22 protein-coding genes are annotated in these 24805 nt (G+C 65.8%); 11 read left to right on the forward strand and 11 right to left on the reverse strand.

The genetic code is table 11. The features are described 5' to 3' along the window. The first annotated feature begins 38 nt into the window (after positions 1–38). The 5 genes from rfbB (at position 39) to D7Y04_RS13425 (ending at position 4671) form a co-directional block, all read left to right on the forward strand. Complete coding sequence (gene rfbB / locus D7Y04_RS13405) at positions 39–1064, forward strand: dTDP-glucose 4,6-dehydratase (protein ID WP_121759577.1); 1026 nt, start codon at positions 39–41, stop codon at positions 1062–1064. 4 nt (positions 1065–1068) lie between these two features. Next, on the forward strand, positions 1069–1968 hold the full coding sequence (locus D7Y04_RS13410; protein WP_121759578.1) for an SDR family oxidoreductase: 900 nt from the start codon (positions 1069–1071) through the stop codon (positions 1966–1968). 72 nt (positions 1969–2040) lie between these two features. After that, a complete protein-coding gene (rfbA, locus tag D7Y04_RS13415; RefSeq protein WP_120576678.1) occupies positions 2041–2922 on the forward strand; it encodes a glucose-1-phosphate thymidylyltransferase RfbA in 882 nt (293 codons plus the stop codon). Continuing rightward, the gene (rfbC, locus tag D7Y04_RS13420) at positions 2919–3464 is read left to right on the forward strand and encodes a dTDP-4-dehydrorhamnose 3,5-epimerase (RefSeq protein WP_120576679.1); all 546 of its coding nucleotides are present in this window, start codon (positions 2919–2921) and stop codon (positions 3462–3464) included. Before rfbA ends, rfbC begins: the two co-directional genes overlap by 4 nt. A 145-nt stretch (positions 3465–3609) precedes the next feature. Continuing rightward, a complete protein-coding gene (locus D7Y04_RS13425) occupies positions 3610–4671 on the forward strand; it encodes a YihY/virulence factor BrkB family protein (RefSeq protein ID WP_121759579.1) in 1062 nt (353 codons plus the stop codon). A 53-nt stretch (positions 4672–4724) separates the two neighbouring features. Here D7Y04_RS13425 and D7Y04_RS13430 read toward each other — a convergent pair whose 3' ends face one another. From D7Y04_RS13430 to D7Y04_RS13440, 3 genes are read right to left on the reverse strand one after another with little or no spacing between them, the layout of a single operon-like run. Further along, on the reverse strand, positions 4725–5210 hold the full coding sequence (locus D7Y04_RS13430; protein ID WP_121759580.1) for a hypothetical protein: 486 nt from the start codon (positions 5208–5210) through the stop codon (positions 4725–4727). 48 nt (positions 5211–5258) lie between these two features. Next, the gene (locus tag D7Y04_RS13435; protein WP_147477101.1) at positions 5259–5879 is read right to left on the reverse strand and encodes a hypothetical protein; all 621 of its coding nucleotides are present in this window, start codon (positions 5877–5879) and stop codon (positions 5259–5261) included. Positions 5880–5902: 23 nt separating this feature from the next. Next, on the reverse strand, positions 5903–6415 hold the full coding sequence (locus D7Y04_RS13440) for a helix-turn-helix domain-containing protein (protein ID WP_121759582.1): 513 nt from the start codon (positions 6413–6415) through the stop codon (positions 5903–5905). Positions 6416–6506: 91 nt separating this feature from the next. Between D7Y04_RS13440 and D7Y04_RS13445 the strand changes: the two genes are divergently transcribed. After that, positions 6507–7166 carry a glutathione S-transferase family protein gene (locus D7Y04_RS13445; RefSeq protein WP_121759583.1) on the forward strand — a complete coding sequence of 220 codons (660 nt, stop codon included), beginning with the start codon at positions 6507–6509 and terminating at the stop codon, positions 7164–7166. 7 nt (positions 7167–7173) lie between these two features. Here the strand turns inward: D7Y04_RS13445 and D7Y04_RS13450 are convergent, their stop codons facing one another. Next, positions 7174–8697, reverse strand: a complete 1524-nt coding sequence (locus D7Y04_RS13450) for a serine hydrolase (RefSeq protein WP_233601396.1) — start codon at positions 8695–8697, stop codon at positions 7174–7176. A 237-nt stretch (positions 8698–8934) separates the two neighbouring features. On the opposite strand from D7Y04_RS13450, the gene D7Y04_RS13455 reads away from it, so the two are divergent. Beyond that, positions 8935–10032 carry a serine/threonine-protein kinase gene (locus D7Y04_RS13455; protein ID WP_158627515.1) on the forward strand — a complete coding sequence of 366 codons (1098 nt, stop codon included), beginning with the start codon at positions 8935–8937 and terminating at the stop codon, positions 10030–10032. Here D7Y04_RS13455 and D7Y04_RS13460 read toward each other — a convergent pair. From D7Y04_RS13460 to D7Y04_RS13475, 5 genes are all read right to left on the reverse strand, one after another. After that, positions 10019–11356, reverse strand: a complete 1338-nt coding sequence (locus D7Y04_RS13460; RefSeq protein ID WP_121759584.1) for a hypothetical protein — start codon at positions 11354–11356, stop codon at positions 10019–10021. The genes D7Y04_RS13455 and D7Y04_RS13460 overlap by 14 nt on opposite strands. A 952-nt stretch (positions 11357–12308) precedes the next feature. Then, positions 12309–12794, reverse strand: coding sequence for a hypothetical protein (locus tag D7Y04_RS44020; protein WP_147477103.1), 486 nt, complete (start codon positions 12792–12794; stop codon positions 12309–12311). Between the two features lie 6 nt (positions 12795–12800). Next, complete coding sequence (locus D7Y04_RS13465; protein WP_121759585.1) at positions 12801–13298, reverse strand: hypothetical protein; 498 nt, start codon at positions 13296–13298, stop codon at positions 12801–12803. A gap of 1016 nt (positions 13299–14314) precedes the next feature. After that, complete coding sequence (locus D7Y04_RS13470) at positions 14315–15601, reverse strand: Shedu immune nuclease family protein (protein WP_121759586.1); 1287 nt, start codon at positions 15599–15601, stop codon at positions 14315–14317. Between the two features lie 576 nt (positions 15602–16177). Continuing rightward, positions 16178–17776, reverse strand: a complete 1599-nt coding sequence (locus D7Y04_RS13475; RefSeq protein WP_121759587.1) for an ABC-F family ATP-binding cassette domain-containing protein — start codon at positions 17774–17776, stop codon at positions 16178–16180. A 283-nt stretch (positions 17777–18059) separates the two neighbouring features. Between D7Y04_RS13475 and tgt the strand changes: the two genes are divergently transcribed. The 3 genes from tgt (at position 18060) to D7Y04_RS13490 (ending at position 21464) form a co-directional block, all read left to right on the forward strand. Next, positions 18060–19229 (forward strand): tRNA guanosine(34) transglycosylase Tgt, encoded by a 1170-nt coding sequence (tgt, locus tag D7Y04_RS13480; RefSeq protein WP_120580612.1) that lies wholly within the window; start codon positions 18060–18062, stop codon positions 19227–19229. Between the two features lie 109 nt (positions 19230–19338). Next, positions 19339–20523, forward strand: coding sequence for a nuclease (locus D7Y04_RS13485; RefSeq protein WP_121759588.1), 1185 nt, complete (start codon positions 19339–19341; stop codon positions 20521–20523). A 179-nt stretch (positions 20524–20702) separates the two neighbouring features. Then, complete coding sequence (locus D7Y04_RS13490; RefSeq protein WP_121759589.1) at positions 20703–21464, forward strand: transglutaminase-like domain-containing protein; 762 nt, start codon at positions 20703–20705, stop codon at positions 21462–21464. A 56-nt stretch (positions 21465–21520) separates the two neighbouring features. On the opposite strand, the gene D7Y04_RS13495 is transcribed toward D7Y04_RS13490, so the two are convergent. Further along, on the reverse strand, positions 21521–22081 hold the full coding sequence (locus tag D7Y04_RS13495) for a sugar O-acetyltransferase (RefSeq protein ID WP_121759590.1): 561 nt from the start codon (positions 22079–22081) through the stop codon (positions 21521–21523). Between the two features lie 104 nt (positions 22082–22185). On the opposite strand from D7Y04_RS13495, the gene D7Y04_RS13500 reads away from it, so the two are divergent. Further along, entirely contained in the window at positions 22186–22959 is a 774-nt protein-coding gene (locus tag D7Y04_RS13500; RefSeq protein ID WP_121759591.1) for an HAD family phosphatase, read from the forward strand. A gap of 97 nt (positions 22960–23056) precedes the next feature. Here D7Y04_RS13500 and D7Y04_RS45610 read toward each other — a convergent pair whose 3' ends face one another. Next, positions 23057–24769, reverse strand: coding sequence for an OmpA family protein (locus tag D7Y04_RS45610; RefSeq protein ID WP_233601397.1), 1713 nt, complete (start codon positions 24767–24769; stop codon positions 23057–23059). Positions 24770–24805 lie beyond the last annotated feature (36 nt).

The raw sequence follows: 24805 nt of genomic DNA on the forward strand, positions 1-24805 counted from the left end.
AGGGCGCTTTCTCTCGAAGTGCGAGTGGTGGCTTGTCAATGAACGTCCTGGTGACAGGGGGCTGCGGCTTCATCGGCTCCAATCTGGTGAAGTACCTGCGCCGCGAGCGCCCCGACTGGAAGATCATCAACCTCGACAAGCTCACGTACGCGGGCAACCTCGAGACCCTCGCCGACCTGGAAGGTGACCCGAAGCACGTCTTCGTGCGCGGCGACATCGCCAACCGGGAGCTGGTGGAACACCTCATCGTCCAGCACGGTGTCGACGCGGTGATGCACCTGGCCGCCGAAAGCCACGTGGACCGCTCCATCCTGGGCCCGGAGGTGTTCATCAACACCAACGTGCTGGGCACCCAGCAGCTGCTGGAGGCCTGCCGCGCCCGGGGCGTGAAGCGCTTCCTGATGGTCTCCACCGACGAGGTCTACGGCTCGCTGGGCCCCACGGGCGCCTTCACGGAGACCTCTCCGCTGCAGCCCTCCAGCCCGTACTCCGCGTCCAAGACGTCCTCCGACCTGGTCGCGCTGGCCTACCACCACACGTTCAAGATGGACGTGGTGGTGACGCGTTGTTCGAACAACTACGGCCGCTACCAGTTCCCGGAGAAGCTCATCCCGCTGATGGTGGTGAACGCGCTGCACGACAAGCCGCTGCCCGTCTACGGCGATGGCGCCAACGTGCGCGACTGGCTCCACGTGGAGGACCACTGCCAGGGCCTGCTGGTGGCGCTGGAGAAGGGCCGCGCGGGCGAGGTCTACAACATCGGCGGCGGCTCCGAGCGCCGCAACATCGAGATCGTCAAGGGCATCCTGGGCCTGCTGAAGAAGCCCGAGTCGCTCATCCAGTACGTGGCGGACCGGCCGGGCCATGACCGTCGCTACGCCATCGACCCCACGAAGATCCGCACGGAGCTGGGCTATCAGCCGAAGCACACCTTCGAGCAGGGGCTGGAGGAGACGGTGACCTGGTACATGGAGAACCGCGCCTGGTGGGAGCGGGTGACCAGCGGCGCCTATCGCCAGTACTTCGACACCCAGTACAAGGCCCGTCTGCAGGGGCGGGGCTAACGCCATGCGCTTTCTCGTCACGGGAGCCAACGGCCTGGTGGGCAGCCGCGTCTGCGCGCAGCTGACCGAGCGCGGACACGAAGTGGTGGGTCTGGGGCGCGGTCCCCGGCGCACGGGTGGCACGCACGGCTACGTGGAGGTGGACCTCACGCGCGAGCAGGACGTGGCCGCGGCCATCGCCCAGGCCCGTCCGGAGGCCATCATCCACCCCGCCTCCATGACGGAAGTGGACGCGTGTGAGAAGGACCCGGACGCGGCCTACGCGGCGAATGTCCACGCCACGGCGGCAGTGGCCCGCGCGGCGAAGGTGGCCGGGGCGCACCTGGTGCACGTCTCCACGGACTACGTCTTCGACGGGGACGCCGGGCCGTATTCCGAGGACGCGCTGCCCAACCCGCGTGGCGTGTACGCGCTGACCAAGCACATGGCCGAGCAGGCGGCGCGCGTGTTCGCGCCGGGCTGCGCCATCGCGCGCACGGCGGTGGTGTACGGCTGGCCCGCGGCGGGGCGTCCCAACTTCGGGGCGTGGTTGGTGGGGGCGTTGGAGAAGGGCCAGCCGGTGAAGCTCTTCGAGGACCAGGTGGTGTCCCCCAGCTTCGCGGACAGCGTGGCCGCCATGCTGGTGGAACTGGGTGAGCGTCGGCTCGGTGGCGTGTGGAACACCTGCGGTGGCACGGTCATCGACCGGGTGGGTTTTGGCCGGGCGCTCTGCGAGGTGTTCGGCTTCGACGCGTCGTTGATCACGCCCACGCGGATGGCGGACCTGAAGCTGGCCAGCCCCCGTCCGCTGCGCAGCGGCCTCAAGACGGACAAGGTGCGCACGGAGCTGAAGGCCCAGCCGCTGGAGCTGGCGGAGTCCCTGGCGCGCTTCCACGCGGCCTGGAAGGCGCACCGCGCCGGTTGAGCATCGCGCGCGTGGCGTCCGGGCCGCGCGCATCCGTTTCGCGGCCGGGCCGTGGAACACAGGGGAGCACGCATGAAGGGAATCATTCTGGCCGGGGGTTCGGGCACGCGCCTGTATCCACTGACGCGCGTGGTGAGCAAGCAGCTGTTGCCCGTCTACGACAAGCCGATGATCTACTACCCGCTGACGACGCTGATGCTGGCGGGCATCCGGGAGATCCTCGTCATCTCCACGCCGCAGGACCTGCCGCGCTTTCGCGAGCTGTTGGGCGACGGAGAGCAGTGGGGCATCCGCCTCCAGTACGCCGAGCAGCCGCGTCCGGAGGGCCTGGCGCAGGCGTTCGTCATCGGCCGGGACTTCGTGGGCAATGACCCCGTGTCGCTCATCCTGGGTGACAACATCTTCTACGGCCACGGCATGGGAGAGCTCACCCAGCGCGCGTCGAAGCGCACGCAGGGCGCCACGGTGTTCGGCTACTACGTGAAGGATCCGGAGCGCTACGGCGTGGTGGAGCTCAACGCCCAGCACAAGGCCGTCAGCATCGAGGAGAAGCCTACGAAGCCCAAGTCGCACTACGCCGTGACCGGTCTGTACTTCTACGACAACCAGGTCATCGACATCGCGGCGAACCTCAAGCCGGGCAAGCGCGGCGAGTACGAAATCACCGACGTCAACGCGGAGTACCTGCGCCGCGGCCAGCTCAACGTGGAGCTGATGGGACGCGGCTACGCGTGGCTGGACACCGGCACGCACGAGTCGCTGATGCAGGCATCCAACTACATCGAGATCATCGAGCGCCGTCAGGGCCTCAAGGTGGCCTGTCCGGAGGAGATCGCCTTCCGCATGGGCTACATCGACGAGCAGCGGCTGACGGCGCTGGCGGAGCCCATGCGCAAGAACGAGTACGGCCAGTACCTGTTGGACCTGGTGGAGAAGCGGGGGGCGGTGTCGTGAAGGTGACCCCGCTGGCGATTCCGGACGTCCTGCTCATCGAGCCGAAGGTGTTCGGCGACGACCGGGGCTTCTTCCTCGAGTCCTTCCACGCGAAGCGCTACGCGGACGTGGGCGTGGTCGGCCCGTTCGTACAGGACAACCTGTCGCGCTCGGTGAAGGGCACACTGCGAGGCCTGCACTTCCAGGAGCCGAACGCGCAGGGCAAGTTGGTGCAGTGCCTGGCGGGCGCGGTGTGGGACGTGGCGGTGGACATCCGCAAGGGGTCGCCCACGTTCGGCCGCTGGGTGGCCGCGGAGCTGACGGGCGAGAACAAGCATCAGCTCTGGGTTCCCGCGGGCCTGGCGCACGGGTTCTGCGTGGTGAGCGACTCGGCGGACTTCTTCTACAAGTGCACCGCGCTGTACTCCCCGGAGTCCGAGCGGAGCGTGGCCTGGGATGATCCGGACCTGGCCATCCCGTGGCCGGTGAAGCAGCCGCTCTTGTCGGCGAAGGATCAGCGCGCGCCCCGGTTGAAGGACGCGCCCGTGCTGCCCGTTTTCTAACGCGAAGGGCGGCCGGGCAGGCGTGGCGCGGGGGCTTGTCATTCCCCGCCCCCTGCGCGATGAGCAGGCAGGGGGGCGAGCTCCGTCCTGGGGGAGGAAGCCAGCCGGGGGATGGAATGCCCAATCTCCTCCAAGGAGGAGACGCATGGTCCTGCCCGGCAGGGGAATGAGTTGGAAGGAGTTCTTCAAGTCCCTCAAGGACGAATGGGGGCGCGACAACGTGAGCAACGTCGCGGGAGCGCTGACGTTCTCCGCCATCATGGCGTTGTTCCCGTTCCTTCTGTTCCTCGTGTCACTGGCCGGTGTGCTGATTGATCCGCACCAGGCGCAGCAGCTCATCCAGGAGCTGTCGAAGGTGGCGCCCCAGGAGGTGACGAAGATCCTGGGCGAGCGGCTGGAGGCGCTGGCGAGCAGCAATCCGGTGGGGCTCTTGACGATCGGTGGCGTGGGCGCCGTCTGGGCGGCATCCGGCGGTGTGGTGGCGCTGATGGACGCGCTCAACACGGTCTACGGCGTGACGGAGAAGCGCCCGTTCTGGAAGAAGCGTGGACTCGCGCTGCTGACGACGCTGGGGACGGCGGTGACGGTGGTGTTGGCGGCCCTCGTCGCCATCGTGACGCCGGCGATCGCGAACAAGCTGGGCGAGCCGTTCACCAGCATCGTGCTGTGGCTGCGCATGCCGGTGGCGGGCATCCTGATGATGCTGCTCCTGGCGGTGCTGTACTACGTGCTTCCGGACGTGAAGCAGAAGTTCAAGTTCATCACGCCGGGCTCGGTGGTGAGCGTGGTCATCTGGGTGATCGCCTCGTGGGGCTTCTCGAAGTACGTGGCGAACTTCGGCTCGTATGACGTGAACTATGGCGCCATCGGCGGTGTCATCGTGATGCTGCTGTGGATGCAGATCTCCTGCATGGTCGTGCTGCTGGGTGCGGAGATCAACGGCATCCTCGAGCACAAGTCGCCGGACGGGAAGGCTCCGGGTTCGCGTGATCCGGACGCGCCGGGACCGAACGTGACGAAGACGGAGGCGGAAGAGGAGGGCGCGAACCTCCCCGGCGCCACGGACTTCCGTCCGGTTCCGCCCCAGCCTCAGTACGAGAACCGCCCGGTGCCGCTGAGCAAGACGCCGCTGGCCGCCGCGGCGAAGTGGGCCGCGGGCGTGGGCCTGGGCGTGTTCCTGATGCGCCGCAAGTCCACGGCGCGGTAGTCATGCCGCTCGACGGCGGGCGGTCCTCGAAAGGGGGCCGCCCGTTGTCATTTTCAAGGCAGGGGTGACGTGACGTAGTCCATCCCGTCGGAGTGGCAGCCGTGGCAGGTCGAGTGGGCGCGGCCGTAGTAGTTGTTGGAGTAGCTGGGGCCGAAGCCCTCGTAGAAGATCCAGGTGTCCTTGCCGGGGCCTTCCGAGACCTTCACGTCCAGCGCGTGGCCTCGGAGCGTCCTCCCGTCGTCCTCGAAGAGCTCCTTCACCAGGATGCTGCCCACGGGGTGCGTGGCGTTGCCGTCGCGCAGCGAACGCGTGACGACGTCGTTGAAGAACACGCGGACCTTGCTGCCGTGGGGGGCGCGCGTGTCATGGACCGAAGGCTCCGCGAGCCAGGAGGTGTACTGGCCCGAGCGGACGAAGTCCGTGATGCCCTTCTCGGACGTGTCGATGCCCTGGACGACGCCGAGCCCCTCGTCCACGGAGGAGGAGGGACCACAGGCGGAGGCGAACAGGACCAGGAGGGGCAGTGCGTGGGCGCGCATGCCCAGGACTACGCCAGGGGCGCGGAGGCGGTTACAGCCGGGCCCGGCTCACTGCGGTGCGTAGTTGTGGCTCAGCTCGAAGACGAGCGTCTTCACGATGGGCGGGATGGAGAGCTCGATGCGGCCCAGGTTCAGGTCCGCGCGGGTGACCTGGTAGGAGAGGCCGCCGAACTCGTCATCGAAGGTGAAGTCGTCGTTGTCGAAGATGGAGATTTCAATCGGGTAGCGCAGGAGGTTGGAGGAGATGACCTGGCAGCCGCCGGAGCGCCATTCGGGCTCCCAGCTCTCGTCCTCGGGGGTGCGGGAGCGATCGGGAGCGGAGGGGCACTTCATCTCCACGACGACGTCCGGAGGGGAACCGTCGGAATCCCAGTCCTCGCCCGTGTCCGGATCGACGTCAGCGATGACAGCCCGCCGGGGCTGCACGTAGGTGCGCATCACGCCCGCGTAGCAGGCGCGCTGGTCGAGCCGGCAGACACTGCCTTCCGCGCACGCTTCACAGCTGCCGCCATTGGGGCCGCATTCCGAGTCGCTCCGGTAGCGGATGCATTCATTGAGCGCGGAGCAGCATCCGTCCGCGCAGTTCTCCGCAGTGCAGTCGTAGGGACCGCAGGCGGGGAGCCACAGCGCGCACATCAGGACGAACATCCACCAGCCGATGACTTTCATGAGCGCGGTGAACGCTACCTGCTTCAGGTCCGTCCGTCCCGAGCGTTGCGAGCGACGGCCTTCTCGTAGGCTGCCTGAAGCTCGCTGAACACCGAGCGGGAAGGGCGCGGCGCGTCCAGGTGCAGGTGGCGCAGCTCGTCCATGAACGCGTTCCAGAGGGACGGGCCGCCCTTCTCAAGCAGCTCCGCGCGTACCGACAGCTCCTCGCTCACCTGCGTGTGCCGGCGGCCCCAGGCCCCCATGTGCGCGAGCAGGGGCACCAGTTGGATGGACGCCTCCGTGAGGCTGTAGATGCCTTTCTGCTGGTGGTTCGGATCCGGGCGTCGCGACAGCAGGCCGGACGCAACCAAGCGCTTCAGCCGGTCCGCGAGGATGTTGGAGGCGATGCCTTCTTCGCTCTGTGAGAGCAGGTCGCCGTAGCTGCGCCGGTTCCCGAACATGACGTCGCGGATGACGATCAGGCTCCAGCGGTCGCCAAGCTGTTCGAGCGTCAGGTTGATGGGGCAGCCGGAGCGCCCTGTCTGCGGCATGGCCATGCTCCTGGGGTTTCTGCTTGCAGTATGCAAGTGGTGCAAATACGGTTCAACCCGTTGTTAAACGCAAGTGGTCGAATGGAGAGGTCCGACGATGTCGCTCGCGGTCTACGGTCACTATTTCTCTTCGTATACGCAGAAGGTGCTCATCGCGCTGTATGAGAACGGCACGCCCTTCGAGTTTCGAAGCATCAGCCCGGAGACGCCGGAGCATTCAGCCGAATGGCTGCGCCGCTGGCCGCTGCGCAAGTTCCCGCTGCTGGTGGACGGTGACCGTCAGGTCGTCGAGACGAGCATCATCATCGAGTATCTCCAGCTGAAGCATCCCGGGTCGGTGCGCCTGCTGCCCGAGGACCCGCTGGTCGCGCTGGACGTGCGGTTCCTCGACCGCTTCTTCGACCTGCACGTCATGGACGCGGCCCAGCACGCCGTGAACGGAGCGCTGACGGGGGACCCGGTGAAGCGCCAGGACGGGATGAAGCTGGCGGTGGAGAAGCTGGAGCGGTCCTACGCGTGGATTGAAGGCCAGCTGGGTGGCCGGACCTGGGCCGCGGGCAACGACTTCACGCTGGCGGACTGTGCGGCCGCGCCGTCGCTGTTCTACGCGGACTGGACGCACCGGATTCCCGAGTCGTGTCCCCAGCTGCGCGCCTATCGCGCGAGGTTGCTCGCGCGTCCGTCGGTCGCCCGGGCTGTGGATGGAGGGAGGCCGTACCGCCCGCTCTTCCCGCTGGGCGCGCCGGACCGGGATTGATCGCGGCTCAAGGCGAGACCGCGGCCATGATGTACCGGGGCAGGAGTTCCTCGCGGAACTTCCGCCAGATGGCGACGTGGTTGTAGTTGCCCGCGGTGAACAGCACGACGAGGTCCAGCTCCGGGACGACCATCACGAGCTGGCCACCGTTGCCGCTGGCCTCGTACTGCGAATACACACGGTCGCCGACGCGGAGCTCATGGCGCCACCACGTGTAGCCATAGGTCCGTCCGTCCGGCATCGTCGCCTGGTTCGCGACGGAGCGTTCCACCCAGCGCTGGCTGACCACGCGCTTCCCGTTCCAAGTGCCACCGGAGAGGTAGAGCTGCCCGAGCTTCAGGGCGTCGCGAGGGCGCATGTAGATGCCGCCGCCGAGGTACTGCTCGCCGTCAGGCATCAGGTCCAGGTGGTAGCCGCGCATCTGGAGGGGCGTGGCGACGTTCTTCGTGAAGAACTCGGGGATCCACGTGCGGGTGGTGTTGCGGACGACGCCGCCCAGCAGGTTGATGTTCGCGGAGCAGTACACGGCCTTCCCGCCGCCGGGAGCACGGACCATGGGGAGGTCCAGCGTGTACTTGTACCAATCCGGTACGGAGTCCTCGAGCCGGTCCTCGTTGCCGGGTGAATCCGGATTGTCGTCGTCACAAGCCAGGCCCGTCGCCATGGTCATCAGGTGCGCGACGGTGAGCTTGCGCTTGCGCGCGTCCAGGTTGGAGAGCTTGCCTTTGTACGCGGGGAAGAGGGACGCGACGGGCGTGTCCACGGAGAAGGCCGCACCCTGGTCCAGGGCAATGCCAATCAACAGCGACGCGTAGGACTTGGAGGAGGAGCGCAGGTCGTGGGGGCGCTCCTTGTCGAAGCCCTGGAAGTACTCGTCGACGATGAGCTTTCCGTGACGCGCGATGAGCAGCCCCTGGATGGCGGGCACTGAGTCCGGGCTGGGTTCCTGGTCGAGGATGCGCTGCACGAACTGCTGGAGCGGTTGGACGTCCATGCCGACGTCGGCAGGGGAGGCCGTGGTCCAGCCGTCGTCCTCCGCGATTGGCTTCTGGTAGGCGTAGGGGCCGGGAGCGGGCGTGCGCGAGTAGAGGCCCACGGCCTGCGACCGGTCCCGGCGGGTGAAGTCGAACGTCGTGTCGAAGGGAGGGTAGGGGAGCGACAGCCGTCCGGACTGCGAGTCGAACGTGCCTTCAATCTGGGTGTCGCCCTTGGTGGACGTGAGTCGGACCGTGCGGCCCTGGAGGTCGACACGGAAGAGCATCCGGTTGCCGAAGTTTCGCTCCGGGTTGCGGATGAACGCCGTCACGGAGCCGTCAGGCTGCTTCTGGACGACGAGGTACAGCGAGAACCGGTCCTCCAGCGGAGCCACGGTGCCGCGCCAGACGCCCGGCTGAAGTGCGCGCAGTTCCACGGGAGTGGCGAACTTCATGCCGCTCATGAGCACACGCGGCTGGATCCAGTGGCCCGTGATGCTCTGGCCGTTCTCCGCCAACGTGGCTCGGAGTTCGCCACCTGGGAAGACGACGGACACCTTCCGACTCTCAACCCGGGCAGGAACATCGAATCCGGCGATGCGCGCGCGCCAGGTGTTGCCCTCCCGAACCAGCGTCAGCTCGCCTCGGACTTGAGGACCCAGGACGCGCTCACTGCCCCAGATGCCCACCAATTGCTCGGCTGGAATGGAAACAGCGCCGACATGGAGAGGAAGCAGCGCCAGCAGAAGCCCAAGGAAGCGATACCGGGTCATGGTCTGCTATTCATACGCTCCGTGACATCCCAAGTCGGCAAATACCAGCGCATCCGCCTGCTCACCGAAGACATCATCGAGGATCATCTGGCCAAGGCCGCCGGCCCGCGAGGCGTCGAGAAGACGCTGGTGCTCCAGTGCCTCCGCTCGGACATGGCCGAGCAGGTGAATTTCCCGGAGATGTTCCTCGACACGGCGAAGAGCGTCGCCCAGCTCAATCACCCGCACCTCGTGAAGGTCGTCGACTTCGGTGAGGCGGACGGCACGTACTTCCTCGCCAGGGAGCACGTCGATGGGCCCAGCCTGCGCAGGGTGATCAAGCACGTGGTGGCCCAGCGGTTGACCCTGCCGGCGACACTGTGCGCGCGCATCATCTCGCAAGCCTGTGAGGGGCTCGCCTATGCCCACGACCTCGCCGACCCCAAGACGAACCAGCCGCTGCGGCTCATCCACCGCTGTGTCCGGCCGTACAACATCCTCCTGTCGCGCCAGGGGACGACCCAGGTGGTGGACTTCGACATCGACTACTTCCGAGTCCGATGGGCCCCCGAATACTTCACCCCCAACCTGAGCAAGTACAGGTACATGGCGCCCGAGGAGATCATGGGCGTGTCGGTGGACCGGCGGGTGGACGTCTACGCGCTGGGTCTGGTGCTCTACGAACTGCTCACCACGCGTAGGCCTTTTGAGTCCACATCCGACTGGGACTTGTTTCGTGCCGTCGTGTCCGAGCCCATCGTGCCCGCCGAGCAGCACCGGCCGGACCTGCCCGACGCCCTTCGAGCAATCCTCGCCCGGGCGCTCGCGAAGGATCGGGACGAGCGGTATCCGGACTGCCACACGTTCCGGAAGGACCTGGAGGCTTTCATCCGTTCGGTGGGAGAGCCGGTGACGCCGAGGCAGCTGGCCCAACTCGTCCAGCAGGTCTCTCCGAGCGACGACCCGACCGTCATCCCCCCGGCTCCGGACGTCCCGGAGCGCCAGGCACGGCCCCGCGTGGGACGAGGCTGGATCCTCGCGGCGGCAGTGGGCCTGGGTCTCGTGCTCGGAGGCGGCGCCCTGCTCTGGAAGATGAACGCCGCGCCCGAGCCCGAGAAGGTTCGCGCTACTCCACGGTGATCGAGAACTGGGCGGATGCCGGATGGCCCGTCACCGCGAGGACGCGAGACTCCTCCTTGTCCCACTGCCACGCTTTGCCCTGCGACTGCCAGGAGCAGGGCTCGACGGTCATGGTCAGCGGTCCCGAGCCTTCGCTCCGGGGCTTGAAGGTCACCTCCAGCTCCGCGGTGGCCCCGCTCTCCAGTCCGGCGGAAACCCCCACGAGGTTCACGCGGTGCTCCTCCACCATCGGGAGTGGCTGACCGCGATACCGCACGCTCACGTCCATCACGCGAGCACCGACGAGCACCCCGGACACGCGGATCCGCACCGTCTCACACGCGGTCCCGTCATTGCGCACCACCGCCCGCCACGTCTCGGTCACAGGCGCGGACACGGCCAGCGGCGCCGAGGTGTGTTCGGTCCAGTGGAGCGTGGGCGTTTTGTAGCCCACGTGCATGAGCGGCGCGCCCGGACTCACCGGACGGTTCGACGCGTCGAGGCGCAAGGGCTGTCCGGGCTCGGCGGTGAGCAGGAAGAGCGCGTCACTGTCCTCGGGGCCCACCCACCACCGCTCAGTCCCCGCAGGCGTCACGGACACGAAGGAGGGCCACTCCCCGGCGAGCGTCTCGAGCACCTGGAGCCCGGGCAGGGATACCAGGAGGGTCTTGTCCTGCACGAAGAGGAGCGCCCGCTCCGAGTCGAGAACGCACACCCCTTTACCGCCCCAGGTCAGTTCAACGTCATCTTCGTCCTCATCCTCATCGTTGGACGGGAGGGAGCCGAGCACGGTGCCGTCGAGCGCGAAGTGAAGGAGCACCGTCTGCCGGTAGTTGATGACGAGCAGGAGGAGCACTCCGTGGGGAGTGGCCTGGGCCCGCCAGATGTCCTGCTCATGGCCCGGCTCCACCTGGAGCGCGCCCTCCGGCTGAGCCGCCCCTGGCCGGAGCACATAGACGCGGCCCCGGCCCTTCTCCACGACGGTGATGCCAAAGGGGCTCGTGTCGAGGAACGCGCCATCGGGAGCCTGACGCTGGGGGCGCCCCTCGCTATAGCTGTACCCGTGGCTGGCGGGCACGGGCTTGGGCAAGGTCATGGGCGCCAATTGCTGCCCGGACCCGTCGGTCGTGAAGAGGGTGGTCAGCTTGAGGGCCGCGCCCACCACTGTTCCGATGAGCCGGTCCCCATCGGTGGTGAGATCGAAGCACTCCCTGGGAAGGACCTGGGCGGGAGCGCTCGCGCCGGCCCCCACGGAGAAGACACGCCGATCTCCGCTCCCCACCCAGACGTCCGTTGCCTCGTCGAGTGCGGCGAGCACCACGGGCGAGGACGGATACTCCGGCACGTCGCCTCCTACCTCCCGACGCACGCCTTCGGCGCCGTGGAAGACGATGAGCCGATTCGGTCTGAGATCAAACAACCACGGTCCACGGGCCAGGAGACGGCGTCTCGGGTGCATGGCTCTGCATCATACCCACTGACGCCCGTCTCCCTCCGGCATTAAGCTTTGTGGGCAGCTAGGTTATCCATCAGCGCCACATCGCCTGAATGGAGCCAAGGGCAAATCCGCTGGCGGATGACTCGCCCGGAGATGCGGCCGTCGATGGCCCCTTGATGCGTCATCAACTTGGGGAAGACAGCCCTCGCGGATGGCGCCCACCAGCGTCAGGGGTGTCCAGCGTCCTCCAGGGTGCATGCATCGGGCGCGTTGGCCCATCGGAGCCCAGCTGTACTCGCGCCATGGATGTATTGCAGAAGGACTCGCCGAGGAAGACGATCCGCTGCACGTCCACAACGCTCAGGAGCGCGGCAAAGACGCTTCTGCTCCAGAAGCTTTGCGGTGCAGCGTGCTCGAAGGCGGTGAATGACTTTCTTGGGTGAGAAGCCCAGTAGATGCAGGCCCCTTTGGATTGAGGGACGGCCGGCGATGATTCCCAGGCGGGCCATCAACTCGGCCATCAGATCGCACACCGTCGCGTCCGGCTTCCGAGCCAGCAGTAGTTTGGACTCGCTGGCCACCTTGCCCCGAATAGGCGAGAAGTTGCCGTTGCCTTTGGGCCGCAGCACGACGTCTCCCGTCTCTCGGTACAGCCGGAGGCGCGGCTCACCGTCGCTTCCCCAATGCCTAGCATGTGAGCTATCTGCACATACGACAGGCCCTCGTCGTGGAAGGCCCGATCGATAGCCCGTCGCAGCTTCTCCGGGGGATGTCCTGCGCTCATCCCCAGAGAAGAGCAAGCCTCGGCGATCGCGCTAAACGAGTCCTGAGTTAATCGCAGCGTTCGCCGTTGCAATGCTCATTTGTTCTGTAATTCTTCTTTGATCTTGGCGATAATTGACAGTTGTCTTTTGAGTTCTCGTTCTTCTTCGTTGATGACGAGCAGTAGCTTGTAGGGGTTTCGATGGCGCTGTCGAGTTAGCTGTCGTTTGAATTGATTGGAGAGTCCTCCATGTACTCCAATCGTGAGCTGTCTGCGTAACTGGTCACGCAGGCGACGATACTCGCTGCCGGTCAGTCTTGAGTTTTCTTGCGCAGCAGCCAAGCCAAAAAGGGCGCGTAGTTGCTTCCCGTATTCAGATACTAACGCAAATGTGATGCCAAGCACCGCCAGCGTCATCGAGATGACGAGAAGGGCTATTTTTGTTTTGAACTCTCGTCCGCTTGGTGTGAGTGCGAATACGCTCACGGCTACTGCCGTGCCAGTTAGTGCGGATGAGACAAGCAGTCTCTTGAGTATGCGGTCAGGTTGAGAAGGTGTCGGTTTTGAATTTTTCTGCTGCATAGATATTTACTCCGTCTCGACCTGTTGGTGGATGGGCTTTGTTTGTGGGGTTTTCCTTGTAGGGGATATGTCTGATTGGCTGTTTGATGCGTCTTGATGGATGCCAACGCCTTTTATGAATAGAAAAGCGAGTAGCAAGCCTGAGCCGAGTAAGTTGCAAACGCCGGCGAGCGCGATGATGTGCCACTTGTCGAAGGGTTGACCCTCGAAGTGCTGATGGAGGGTCAGTATGAGCATGAAAACGACGAGCGAAATCAGGGTGAAGCCGACGATTCCGAGTACTCTGCGCCAGTCCTGCTGATGGCTTTGTTGCGCTAGTTCTCCAATGTATATGATGGCAGATGTCAGTGCGGCAGTGGATGATTCGATTCCAAGGAAGTATAACGGCCAATCATTCCACGCCTTCTTGCTGATGAGCTTTTTGGCAAGAACCCCAATGATTAAAAGGATAAACGGGGGGAAGAATGCGAAGAAATAGGGGCTTTGTAAAAACTCGCCGTTCATACGATGGTGGATTTGAGGTGCATAATTTTGGTCGAGTGATGATGGTAGAGAATTGAATTGGATTTAAGTGCCATTGTAACGCCTTGTTCGACCTCTTGTCCTGAACATGCAGCATGGCACAAAAGAGGGGGTAGGTGTGTCCATGGGCCGCTTGTGTGCATCCTTCCTTCATTCGGGGCCCAGATCATCAGACTTGCATGAAGAGCCAACACATGGTGGCGGGGGCCGTCCGGCCAACGATGTGCCGGATCGCTTGAGGGCGGACGGGTGTCTCGATCGCCGAACCACTCGACGGTTCAGGAATCGCTGTGCATGGAATGCGGCTTCTGGAAGAGTCGGCGGCGCGTTGGCAACTCCACTCGTGCGGCAGCAGTTCCTCGATGCACATCCTGGTGCGTCTGGACGCCCAACGGTACGTCGGTGAGGTACGCCTCGGGATTCACGCCGTCAGCCTCACGCATGGCGGCGAGGGGGCAGAGGTCTGCGAGGTTGTTCCTGAGGCCTTGTGGCCGACGAAAGGAAGTTCTTGCGGACAGTGCCAAGGCCCAGGTAAGCGGAGCGCGCAAGGGTTGATTGAAGGGAACGCATACGCTGACCGCTCAGGACTGGCTACTTGCCCCACGCACGTGCGAAGAGCGGGGTATGGGTGCAGACCTGTTCAGGTTTCGGCGAGGCTGGCCCTGTCGCTCCCGAGCACACGGGCTCGCGGGCCTGATCGAAACCACCATCCAATAAGGTAAACCGCGAGCAGTCCCATAGGGGCCTATGACAACGCACTGAAGACGGGAGCGCTATGCCATGAAAAGCGCGGACGACAAATAGCCGCCGCTTTTCAGTGTGAGTTTTTGGTTGATATTTCTCAGTAGCTTCAATAGTCCCAACTCGCCTCAGGTAAGGCCTGAATCAGGAGGCTGGTTTTGATGGCAGGCAGGAAATTGCTTGCATCCACTATGGAGTGTCTGCCGAGCGAGGTTTTATGGGTTCGAATTTATTGATGCCGCTGTCTTGGAACTTGTTTATTGGTCACCACTGACGTGCCACTCTGCCCGAGCTAAGAGTTCGTCGAATGTGATGATTTCCGGTTCATACAAGTTGCGTCTGTAGAGTTCGAATGACTGGTATTTATCGCGATGCACGCCACCGCCCGAGCCCCGAAGTTGGTCCAGATGTCCTGCGATAAGGAAGGAACGCGGCCTGACGACAAAGGTCCCATCCTGTGTTTCTGCCCCGTCTTCATCCGTGTCGGATAGATATGAACCTATCTGTTTTGCAGCCAGATGAATCGTCTGCTGCACCTGAGTGACACCTCCGACAAGCTCTGGAGAAGGTGCCCAACAGCCTGGGCGATACTCTTGGCTTGCGAGCAGTTTGGTTTCGTGGTGTTTAATTTCTGCGAACACCATTGCGCGAATTCTGCCATTGGTGCGCATAAGGGCATCTGCGCGCTTGCCGGAACCTGCGATCGAGAAGCCGGCGACTACTTGCTCCAGTTTGTTTTTGCTCCAGGATGTCAAAAGTTGACCAGTTAAGCTGATGCCCAGGATCCACGGGTTTTGTTCAAGAAGTGCCTGCCAGACCTGCTCCCGGCTACCCCCATGCAGGACTCGCGCGCGCTCGAAATGGTTCTCATCGGAGAGCAGATCTCGGAACTCTTGAACCACCTTCTTGCGGTGGGCAAGTGCAACGAGATCCTCAGCCGAAGCGTCGTTCTCAATGATTTGGCGGAATTTGGCAGGGTCCCGAGAGTACAAACGAAGCATTGCCTCAGGATCGGCGAAGAAGTCGCGAATCGTTTGATCGTCTATTCGGATTCTTGATTCCCCTCCTTCAACTGGAATGTGTTTGAGTGCCTGAATCATGTCAACGAGCCTTGCCGCAGCTTCGCGATCGAGAGTCAGGAGATTCTCAAGTTTTGTTGCGTCACCGCTCGTGGGAACTCGCTGGATTTGCAGTTCTCTGACTTGGCCCGTTTCCCGGGCAATTTGTATCTTAATTTGCTTGCGACCACCTGGCGTGGTGAACACTGTTTGCTCCGTCCGCTCTAGGTTGTGGGGTGTATTTTCGGGTTGATTTGGCTCATTAGACTCGTCGAAAACCTTGACTATGAAGCGAGCTGGCTGGCCGTAGTCCTGTGAGGCACGTAGATCCAGGGTGAAGGTACGGTGGATGTAAGTGCAGTCAGTTCTTCGGCCGCGCGCATACGTCACTTCGTTAGGTTTGAAAATGACATTTCGAGGTTCGCTATTGTTGCCCCCCGGCAATGGCGCGTTCACCCGTCGTTCATGCTCGTAGTCATGTGGCATTTTTTTGCCTCTAGCCTATTCGCGAAGGCGTGCCGCAGCGAGTTTCTACGTTATTGCCGAATCTTCTTGGCGGGGACGTCTTGGGTGTTGGTCAAGTTGGGCACTTGCAGGGTTGGGGATGTAGGGAGGTAACGAAGTTCCTTGGGTGCTTGCATCCTCTCTAGAGGGCATCAGTCATGAGGTAGACATCAACGCCCGCGTCGGCGTTCTTGGCGCCCTTGACCTCCCGCTTGAGGGGAGTGTATCGGTTCAGCTTGAAATCCTGGGCCCGCATGCTGTGTGAGTGATACCGGCATCTTCATCGAAAATGAACTCGGTCTTCGAGGTCATGCTTCTGACCTGTGCAGTGGATGCCAGCGTCTTGCTGGTGGGGGCCGCTGCGACGGGTCGGCACGGCGGACACTGACTTCAACCTGAGGTGAATCAGCTTCTCCCAACTGGAAGAGCGGTGTCTTGGCCGACTTCGCTCTGCTTTGGCATCACCCGGAAGCGGGATGGACACGGGCACGAAAACGCCGCCTCGCTTCCGGATGACCGGAAACGGGCGGCGTGGGCACAGCCTGAACTGACGAAGAACTACCGGCGCTTCTGCGCCGCGTCCGCGTGCTTCTCCATGAACTCCGAATACGGGCCGTTGAAGTCGAGCACTTCCTTGCCCGCCTCCAGGCTCCAGATGCGGGTCGCGACCTCGGAGATGAGCTCCTGGTCGTGCGTCACGCAGATGACCGTGCCGTCGAACTTCGACAGGCCTTCGGCCAGCGCCGCGATGGACTCCAGGTCCAGGTGGTTCGTCGGCTCGTCCAGGATGAGCACGTTGTCCTGCGTGATCATCAGCTTGGACAACAGCACGCGCACCGTCTCACCACCGGAGAGCGTGTCCGTGGGCTTCATCCGCTCCTCACCCGAGAAGAGCATCCGGCCCAACACGCCCGAAATCTCCTCGTTCGTCAGCTTCTCGCTGATCTCCCGCAGGTAGCCGAAGCACGTCGTCCCCTTGTGGATGACGCCGTGGTGGTCCTGCGGCAGGTAGCCCACCGTCGCCTGGTGGCCCCAGGTGATGGTCCCCGCGTCCGGCTCCAGCTGGTTGGCCAGCATCTTCACCAGCGTGGACTTACCCACGGCGTTGCGGCCAATCACGCAGATGCGCTCGCCCTTGCAGACCAGGCCCGTGAACGGCTTGATGACCGGCACCCCGTCGAAGGACTTCTTCAGGCCCTCGAACATCAGCGTCTGACGACCGCTGATCACCTTCTGGTCGAACCGGATGAACGGCCGCGCGATGTTCGAGCGCTTCAGGTCCTCCGTCTTCAGCTTGTCGATCTGCTTGATGCGGCTCTGCACCTGCGACGCTCGCGTACCGGCGTGGAAGCGCGCCACGAAGTCCTGCAGCTGGGCGATCTTCTTCTTCTTCTCTTCCGTCTCGGACTCGACCCGGGTCCGCAGCTGCGACTTCTGCCGGACCATGTCGTCGTAACCACCCGTGTACTGGATGATGGTCTCGTAATCGATGTCCGCGATGTGCGTGCAGATGGAGTTCAGGAAGTGCCGGTCGTGGCTGATGGTGATCAGCACGCCCTCGTACACATGGAGGAAGTTCTCCAGCCAGCGGATGGAGTCGATATCCAGGTTGTTCGTGGGCTCGTCGAGCAGCAGCCCCTCCGGCTTGCCGAACAGCGCCTGCGCGAGCAGCACTCGCAGCTTCAGGCCGCCCGTCAGCTGGCGCATGGGCTCTTCGTGGAAGGACTCCTCGATGCCCAGGCCGGCCAGCAGCGTGGCCGCGTCGCTCTCCGCCGAGTAGCCGTCCTCTTCCGCGATGACGCCTTCCAGCTCACCCAGCCGGTTGCCGTCCTCCTCGGTGATGTCGGCCTTGGCCAGGAGCTTGTTCTTCTCGTCCATCGCCGCCCACAGGTGGCGGTTGCCCATCAGCACCACGTCGATGACGCGGTCGCTCTCGTAGCGGAAGTGGTCCTGGCGCAGGATGCCCAGCTTCCGCGGGCGGATGATGTCGCCCATGTCCTGCTCCTCGTCTCCCGCGAGGATCTTCATGAACGTGGACTTGCCGGCCCCGTTCGGACCGGTCAGGCCGTAGCGGCGGCCCGGCGAGAAGGCGACGTTGACCTCCTCGAACAGCTTCTTGGGCCCATAGGCCTTGGAGACGTTGATGACGTTGAACATGGCGGCGGCTTGTAACGGAAATGGCGCGGCGACCCAAGACGCGCGGTAAATCGAAGCCCGGCGGCGTACCGGAGGACCCAATGTAACCGCCGGACCGCCCCGGAAATGCCGCCTTCCCACCGGGTTCCCATCCCCCCAGCCACCCCCTCGCCCCCGGGGGCTGGGTAGGGAAACCGGGGCCTCCCGAGGGCGGGGAGGGGCGAGACGGCCTCCAGGAGACCAGGCGGGCGTCCCCAGGAAGCGGGTGCCCCCGGACGGGCAGGCTGGGTATAAGGCCCGTCCAATGGCCGTCCGCTTCGAACTCCTGAATACCGACCCCACCGGCGCCCGCACGGGCATCCTTCACACCCGCAAGGGGTCCTTCCCCACGCCGATGTTCATGCCGGTGGCCACCCACGCCGGCTTCCGCCACCTCGCCATGGAGGAGGTGAAGGAGACGGGGGCCAAGGTCCTCCTCGCCAACACCTATCACCTGATGCTCCGGCCCGGCCCGGAGGTGTTCGAGCGCTTCGGCGGCATCCACCCCTTCATGGGCTGGGACGGCGCCGTGCTGACGGACTCGGGCGGGTTTCAAATCTTCTCCCTGCCGGAGGACCGGCTCATCACGGAGAAGGGCGCGCACTTCCGCAGCTTCTACGACAACAGCCGCCGGCTCCTCAGCCCCGAGTCCAGCATCGCCATGCAGCAGGCGATCAACTCGGAGATCATGATGGTGCTGGACGTGTGCATCGACTCGCGCACGGACGAGGCCGGCACCCGCGAGGCCATGGAGCGCACCCACCGCTGGGCCGTGCGCAGCCTCGCCGCGAAGGAGTCGAAGCCCACGGGCCAGGCGCTGTTCGGCATCGTCCAGGGTGGCGTCCACCCGGCCCTGCGCGATGAGAGCGCCGCGTTCCTCACCCAGCTGCCCTTCGACGGTTTCGCCATCGGCGGTCTGGCCGTGGGCGAGACGAAGGTGGAGCGCGACACGATGACCGAGCGCGCCACCGCGTCCCTGCCGCAGGACAAGCCTCGCTACCTGATGGGCGTGGGCACGCCCACGGACCTGCTGGAGGCGGTGCTGCGCGGCGTGGACATGTTCGACTGCATCATCCCCACCAAGATGGCGCAGCAGGGCTACGCGTACACGTTCCAGGGGCTGGTGCGCATCACCCGCACTGTGTACCAGTTGGATGACGGGCCGCTCGACCCCGAGTGCGACTGCTACGTGTGCAAGCGCTACACGCGCGGCTACCTGCAGCACCTGATGCGCGGCAAGCACCACCTGGGCTCGCGCTTCTTGTCCGTGCACAACGTGCGGCACTATCAGCGGCTCATGGAGCGCGTGCGCGAGGGCATCCTGCGCAACGGCTATGCGCAGACGTACCGCGAATTGAAGGCCGCCATCGCCACGCCCAAGGACCTCAAGGACGAGGCCCTGGCCAGCGCCGCGACGTTGAAGGACGTGGGCTGAAGTCCGTGCGGGTGGCCCTCCGCCCGCCCTCCGGCCGGGTTGTGACGGGCCGCACGCGAACGGCGGTGCGGCGGGACGTGGCGGGTTAGCCTGCGGTGCTACCTGCCGCATGGACCCGCGCGTCGCCACCCTCCTGAGTCACGTCCGCTCGAGCGCGGAGAACCGGCCCGGCGTGTACCGGTTCTTCGGTCCCGCTGGGGAGCTGCTCTACGTGGGCAAGTCCGTGCGGGTGCGCACTCGGCTCCTGTCTTACTTCCGCGCGGACGAGGGCGAGAAGGCCTGGGAGATCGTCGCCCAGGCGCACCAGGTGGAGTGGGAGTACACGGCCAGCGAGTTCGCGGCGCTCCTGCATGAGTTCCGGCTGATCAAGAGCCACCGGCCTCTCTACAACGTGGAGCACAAGCGCGACCGCGCGCACTGCTTCCTCCAGCTCACGCGCGAGGCCGTGCCCCGGCTGCGCGTGGTGGGCCAGCCGGGTGGCGGTGGTCGCGCGGAGTACTTCGGGCCCTTCCACGGCCGGCACACCATGGCGGACGTGGTGCGCGCGGTGAACGACCTGCTGGAGCTGCGCGACTGCCCGTCCGAGACGCCCATGCGGCTGGCGGATCAGATCCAGCTCTTCCCCCTGAAGGACGACCCGCGGTGCATGCGTGGGCAGACGGCGCGGTGCCTGTCTCCGTGCGCGGGCGGGTGCACGACGGCGGAGTACCTGGCGCAGGTCTCGCTGGCTCGGGCGTTCCTCAACGGCGAGTCGGACCGGCCGCTGGTCATCCTGCGCGAGCGCATGGCGATGGCGGCGCGGCGGCTCCAGTTCGAATACGCGGCGGAGCTGAGGGATCGCGCGGAGCGGCTGGAGAACGTGCAGGCGTGGATCGTCGAGCTGGGGCGCACGCTGCGGCGGCTGTCGCTGGTCTACACGGTGCGCGGGCACGGCGGGGAGGACCGCACGTATGTGCTGCGGCGGGGGCGGATCCGCGCGGAGGTGCCCACGCCCCGGACGCCGGAGGAGCAGGCGGCGCTGGACGCACGCGTGCGGGACATCTTCGACGTGCCGGAGCCGGAGGCGATTGGCCTCCGCGCCCAGGAGGCCCAGGAGGTGATGCTCGTCGCGAAGTGGTTCCGCCTGCACCCGGCGGAGCTGGATGCGACGGTGCCTGCCCCCGCGCGGGCCGGGAGCGATGAGCCCTTCGAGGAGGCGGCGGAGGCGCGGGCCGCGCTGGCTCGCACGCTGGAGCGCACCGTGGAGGGACCGGACGAACCGGAGCCTGACGTCGCCTCCGAGTCGGTGGGGTGATGACGCCGGACATCACCCGGCGCACGGCTGTCATCAGCGGCGCGGGCCTTCGCTGACAAGGACAGGCCCACGGCGCTTGGAAACACAGGGGTTTGGCGTTCACCCCAGGCAGCACGAGCGCTGGCACACGCCGTGCTCATGGGACGGGCATCCCCGCTGTTTCTTCGAGGCCCTATCCCATGGCGATCTCTTCCCTCTCGCGTCCGTCCTCCAGCCCGTGCGCGAAGGTGTCCCCCGAAGCCGCGCAGGCCCCGCGGAATGTCGTGGTGAAGGTCGTCAACGCCGACGGCTCTCCCGTGAAGACGGTGGACTCCGCGAAGCAGCCCCAGGAGTTCGCCAAGCTGCTGAAGGAGCTGGGCCTGACGAAGGAGTCCCTGCTGAAGGGCGAGGGCGTGAAGGCCCAGGGCCCGAAGCCCACCACCGGCTCGCAGAGCTTCCAGCAGAACTGGCAGCGCGACAGCTTCGAGCCGGCCAAGGCCCAGGCCCAGAAGCCCCAGCCCACTCCGGCTCCGACGCCCGCTCCCACGCAGGTGCAAGGCGCGAAGGGCCCGTCCTCCGGCAAGAGCGCGGATCAGGTGGCCCAGGACATCGCGAAGGAGGCCACGTCCTGGAAGTACGACTACTCGGGCGGCAAGACGTGGGATGCGGCCATGAAGAACTCCAGCAACTTCGACGCGTCCAAGTCCGGCGTCTGCGTGGACATGGCCATCGAGGCCGAGCAGCGCTTCGAGCAGGCCGGCGTGGACGCGCGCGTCGTCTTCGGCAATACGGACCGGGGCGCCCACGCGTGGGTGGAGTTCAAGGACGACAAGGGCCAGTTCCAGGCCTTCGACCCTACCGCCGCGGCCTGCACCAAGAAGGCTGACGACGCCATCACCCCGTATGACAGCGGCGCCTACCAGTACCAGGGCGTCACCGAGACCCACCAGGCCGTGGGCTGAGGTCTCCCGCCTCAGTTCGGGTCTTGCTCGATTCCGGGCCGCAATGACAGTCCGTGCTACCGGAGGTTCCGGATGACGCGACAGGGATTGCCGGCGGCGAAGACATACGGAGGAATGTCCCGCGTCACCACGCTGCCCGCGCCGATGGTGGTTCCCTCGCCGATGGTGACGCCCGGGCAGATGATGGAGCCGCCGCCAATCCACACCTTCGAACCGATGGTGACGGCGCGGCCCAGCTCCGGGCCCTTGATGCGCTCATCCGGGTCCAGGGGATGCGTGGCCGCGTACACCTGCACGCCCGGGCCGAAGGACACGTCGTCCCCAATCGTCACCGTGTTGCAGTCCAGGATGACGCACTGGAAGTTCATGAAGACGCGCTCGCCCAGCCGGATGTGCTCGCCGTAGTCGCAGAGGAACGGCGGTTCGATCCACGTTCCGGCGCCCACCTTGCCCAGCAACTCGGCGAGCAGGCTTTCACGCAGCGGCAGCTCGTCCTCGGTGGACTGGTTGTAGGCGCGCAGGAGCTTGCGGGCGCGGACCCGCTCGGCCGTCAGCTGTGGGGCGGTGGCGACGTAGAGCTCGCCCGCGAGCATCTTCTCTTTCTCGGTTCGTGCCATGCCCTGAAGAGTAGTCCCCCGTTCCCCAGGATGGTGAACAGCCCGCGTTCCGGCTGCGCGGACACGGGTGACACCGCACAGTGCGGCCAGCGAGGATGCCGCCCATGAGGATTGAGCGGGTCGAGGAGACGCTGGAGCGCATCCGTCGCGAGGTGGAGCGGACGCCGGACGGTGTGCTGGCCTTCGACGGTGACGGCACGCTGTGGAGCGGGGACGTGGGCGACGACCTGTTCATGGCCCTGCTGGAGCACGGCGGCGTTCGCCCCGAGGCCCGCGTGGCGCTGGAGCGGCTGGGGGCCCGCCACGGCGTGGAGTCGCATCCGGACGCGGTGACGCTGGCGCACGCGCTGTTCAAGGCGTTCGAGGCCGGGCGCCTGCCGGAGAAGGACACCTACGAGATGATGGCGTGGGTCTTCGCCGGCTGGCACGCGGAGGAGATGCGCGGCTTCGCGCTCGACGTGGTGGCCCGGCGAGGCGTGGCCGGTCGCGTCCATCCGGAAGCCCGCCGCGTGGTGGAGTGGGCCCGGGGGCAGGGCGTGGACTGCTACGTGGTCAGCGCGTCGCCGCGCGCGGTGGTGGAGGCCGCGGTGCGCGAGGTGGGCATCACGCCTGACTTCGTGGTGGCGTGCACGCCGAAGGAAGAGGGCGGACGGCTGCTGACGTCTGTCTTCGAGCCCGTGCCCTACGGCCCCGGCAAGGTGAACAGCCTGAGGCTGCGGACGGACCGGCCTCTCTACGCTGCGTTCGGCGACAACGTGTTCGATTTGGAGTTGCTCGCGGCCTCCCGCGTCCCGGTGGCCATCCGGCCCAAGGCTCGGCTGCGTGACCGCGCGGCGGAGCTTCCCGCGCTGGTGCAGCTGCATCCCGAAGAGGCCTGACGCAAAACGGGCGTGGAGGAGGACTCCACGCCCGTCTTACTGAAACATCCATGCGCCGCTTCGTGGGTGACCACGAAGCGGCGTCACGTTGGCGCGGTCAGCTCCCCGTGACGGGGACGAACTCCACGCGGCGGTTCGCGCTGCGGCCTTCCGGCGTCTCGTTGGACACGCGCGGACGGTCGGGGCCGAAGCCCTTCGCCTCCAGCCGCGAGCCCGCGATGCCCTTCTGGATGAGGTACGCGCGCACGCGGTTCGCGCGCTGCTGGCTCAGCGTGCGGTTGGCTTCCTCCGGACCGCTGTTGTCCGTGTGGCCTTCAATCCGGACGTTCAGCTTCGGGTTCGCCTTCAGGTAGGCCGCGATGTCATCCAGCTGCCGCTGCTCGTTCTCCTGGAACTCCGACTGGTTCACCGGGAACTGGACGATGTGCTCCAGCGGCGACGTCGTCTCCGCGGGCTTCTCCTCGGGCTGGGGCTTGGGCTCCTCGGGCTTGGGCTGTTCCTTCGCGGGGCAGCCACGCTCGGACGCGGGGCCGGCCTCGTTCGGGCAGGCATCGTCCTTGTCGGGCACGCCGTCGCCATCCGAGTCCTTCACGGGGCAGCCACGCTCGGACGCGGGGCCGGCCTGGTTCGGGCAGGCATCGTCCTTGTCGGGCACGCCGTCGCCATCCGAGTCCTTCACCGGGCAGCCGCGCTCGGACGAGGGACCGGCCTCGTTCGGGCACGGGTCCTCGCGATCCACCACGCCGTCGCCGTCCGAGTCCTTGTCCGGGCAGCCGTTGTTCTCCACGGAGCCGGCCTCCAGCGGGCAGCGGTCGTCCTTGTTGGCCACGCCGTCGCCGTCGTCGTCCTCGTTCGGGCACTGCTCCGGCGTATGGCTGCGGCCGGTGCGGCACCGGTCCACGGGCTCGGGCTCGTTCGCGTACGCGATGCCCGCGGCCAGCCGGAACGACGGCGTGCCCGGGATGTCCGTGAAGCCGTGCCCGCCAATCGCGAAGGCCTCGAAGCCCGCGCCCACCGGCAGCCGCACGCCGCCCAACAACTCCAGCGCCAGGTCCGACTCCACGAGCGACTCGGCGGCCTGCAGCGCGATTTCGGCGCGCAGCCCCTTGCCGCGCGTGGCCACCACCACGCCCTGCTCCAGCTCCGTGCCCACGTCGCGGCCCGGCTCCACTTCACGCGAGCGGATCCGGATGCCCGCGTTGGCACCCAGCACCACGGGGCCCACTTCGCGGCTGATGGACACGCGAGGCGCGAACTGGAACCCGGCCCAGCCCGCCTGACGGCCGAACGCGTCCGCCGTGCCTCCCGGCAGCCCGATGTCCAATCCCAGGCCCAGGAACACCGGCGCGCCTTCTTCGCGCCGCAGCAGCTCGTAGCGCACGCCCAGCTCCGGCGTGCCCAGGCCGAACGAGTCCGGCTCGCTCACGCCCACCAGCTGCTCCGCGCCGTGACCGCCCTGCGCGATGATGACGGGCAGCTTCGCGGAGAACTCCAACCGGTCCACCGGCGACCACGCGCCGGCCAGCCAGCCCGCGGTGCGGTAGTGGAGGATGGAGCGCTCCAGTCCGTCACTGCCCTGGAGCAGGAGGATGCCGCGCTCGTAGTTGACCATGAGGAGCAGGCGGTAGCCGCCCTCGGGGAGAACGCGGCCGGTGTCCACCAGCATCGAGTCCGTCGCCGCCGGCGTGAAGCGCAGGCGCTCCAGGTCCAGCGGCCTGAGCGGGCTCGTGGTGGTCTGCCCGAACGCGGCGGGGGTGACGGCGGTGGCCAGCAGCGCGGCCAGCGCCCAGCTCTGAGCCTTCGTACGCAAGGGGAGGTCCATTCGAGAAAAGAGGGAGCGCATGTC

This window comes from Corallococcus sp. AB038B (assembly GCF_003668955.1).
GTDB lineage: Bacteria > Myxococcota > Myxococcia > Myxococcales > Myxococcaceae > Corallococcus > Corallococcus exiguus.

Coding starts and splice junctions, on each gene's coding strand:
- rfbB (WP_121759577.1), top strand. CDS start 39: ATGAACGTCCTGGTGACAGGGGGCTGCGGCTTCATCGGCTCCAATCTG.
- D7Y04_RS13410 (WP_121759578.1), top strand. CDS start 1,069: ATGCGCTTTCTCGTCACGGGAGCCAACGGCCTGGTGGGCAGCCGCGTC.
- rfbA (WP_120576678.1), top strand. CDS start 2,041: ATGAAGGGAATCATTCTGGCCGGGGGTTCGGGCACGCGCCTGTATCCA.
- D7Y04_RS13425 (WP_121759579.1), top strand. CDS start 3,610: ATGGTCCTGCCCGGCAGGGGAATGAGTTGGAAGGAGTTCTTCAAGTCC.
- D7Y04_RS13430 (WP_121759580.1), bottom strand. CDS start 5,210: ATGCGCGCCCACGCACTGCCCCTCCTGGTCCTGTTCGCCTCCGCCTGT.
- D7Y04_RS13435 (WP_147477101.1), bottom strand. CDS start 5,879: ATGAAAGTCATCGGCTGGTGGATGTTCGTCCTGATGTGCGCGCTGTGG.
- D7Y04_RS13440 (WP_121759582.1), bottom strand. CDS start 6,415: ATGGCCATGCCGCAGACAGGGCGCTCCGGCTGCCCCATCAACCTGACG.
- D7Y04_RS13445 (WP_121759583.1), top strand. CDS start 6,507: ATGTCGCTCGCGGTCTACGGTCACTATTTCTCTTCGTATACGCAGAAG.
- D7Y04_RS44020 (WP_147477103.1), bottom strand. CDS start 12,794: ATGCAGCAGAAAAATTCAAAACCGACACCTTCTCAACCTGACCGCATA.
- D7Y04_RS13465 (WP_121759585.1), bottom strand. CDS start 13,298: ATGAACGGCGAGTTTTTACAAAGCCCCTATTTCTTCGCATTCTTCCCC.
- D7Y04_RS13470 (WP_121759586.1), bottom strand. CDS start 15,601: ATGCCACATGACTACGAGCATGAACGACGGGTGAACGCGCCATTGCCG.
- D7Y04_RS13475 (WP_121759587.1), bottom strand. CDS start 17,776: ATGTTCAACGTCATCAACGTCTCCAAGGCCTATGGGCCCAAGAAGCTG.
- tgt (WP_120580612.1), top strand. CDS start 18,060: ATGGCCGTCCGCTTCGAACTCCTGAATACCGACCCCACCGGCGCCCGC.
- D7Y04_RS13485 (WP_121759588.1), top strand. CDS start 19,339: ATGGACCCGCGCGTCGCCACCCTCCTGAGTCACGTCCGCTCGAGCGCG.
- D7Y04_RS13490 (WP_121759589.1), top strand. CDS start 20,703: ATGGCGATCTCTTCCCTCTCGCGTCCGTCCTCCAGCCCGTGCGCGAAG.
- D7Y04_RS13495 (WP_121759590.1), bottom strand. CDS start 22,081: ATGGCACGAACCGAGAAAGAGAAGATGCTCGCGGGCGAGCTCTACGTC.
- D7Y04_RS13500 (WP_121759591.1), top strand. CDS start 22,186: ATGAGGATTGAGCGGGTCGAGGAGACGCTGGAGCGCATCCGTCGCGAG.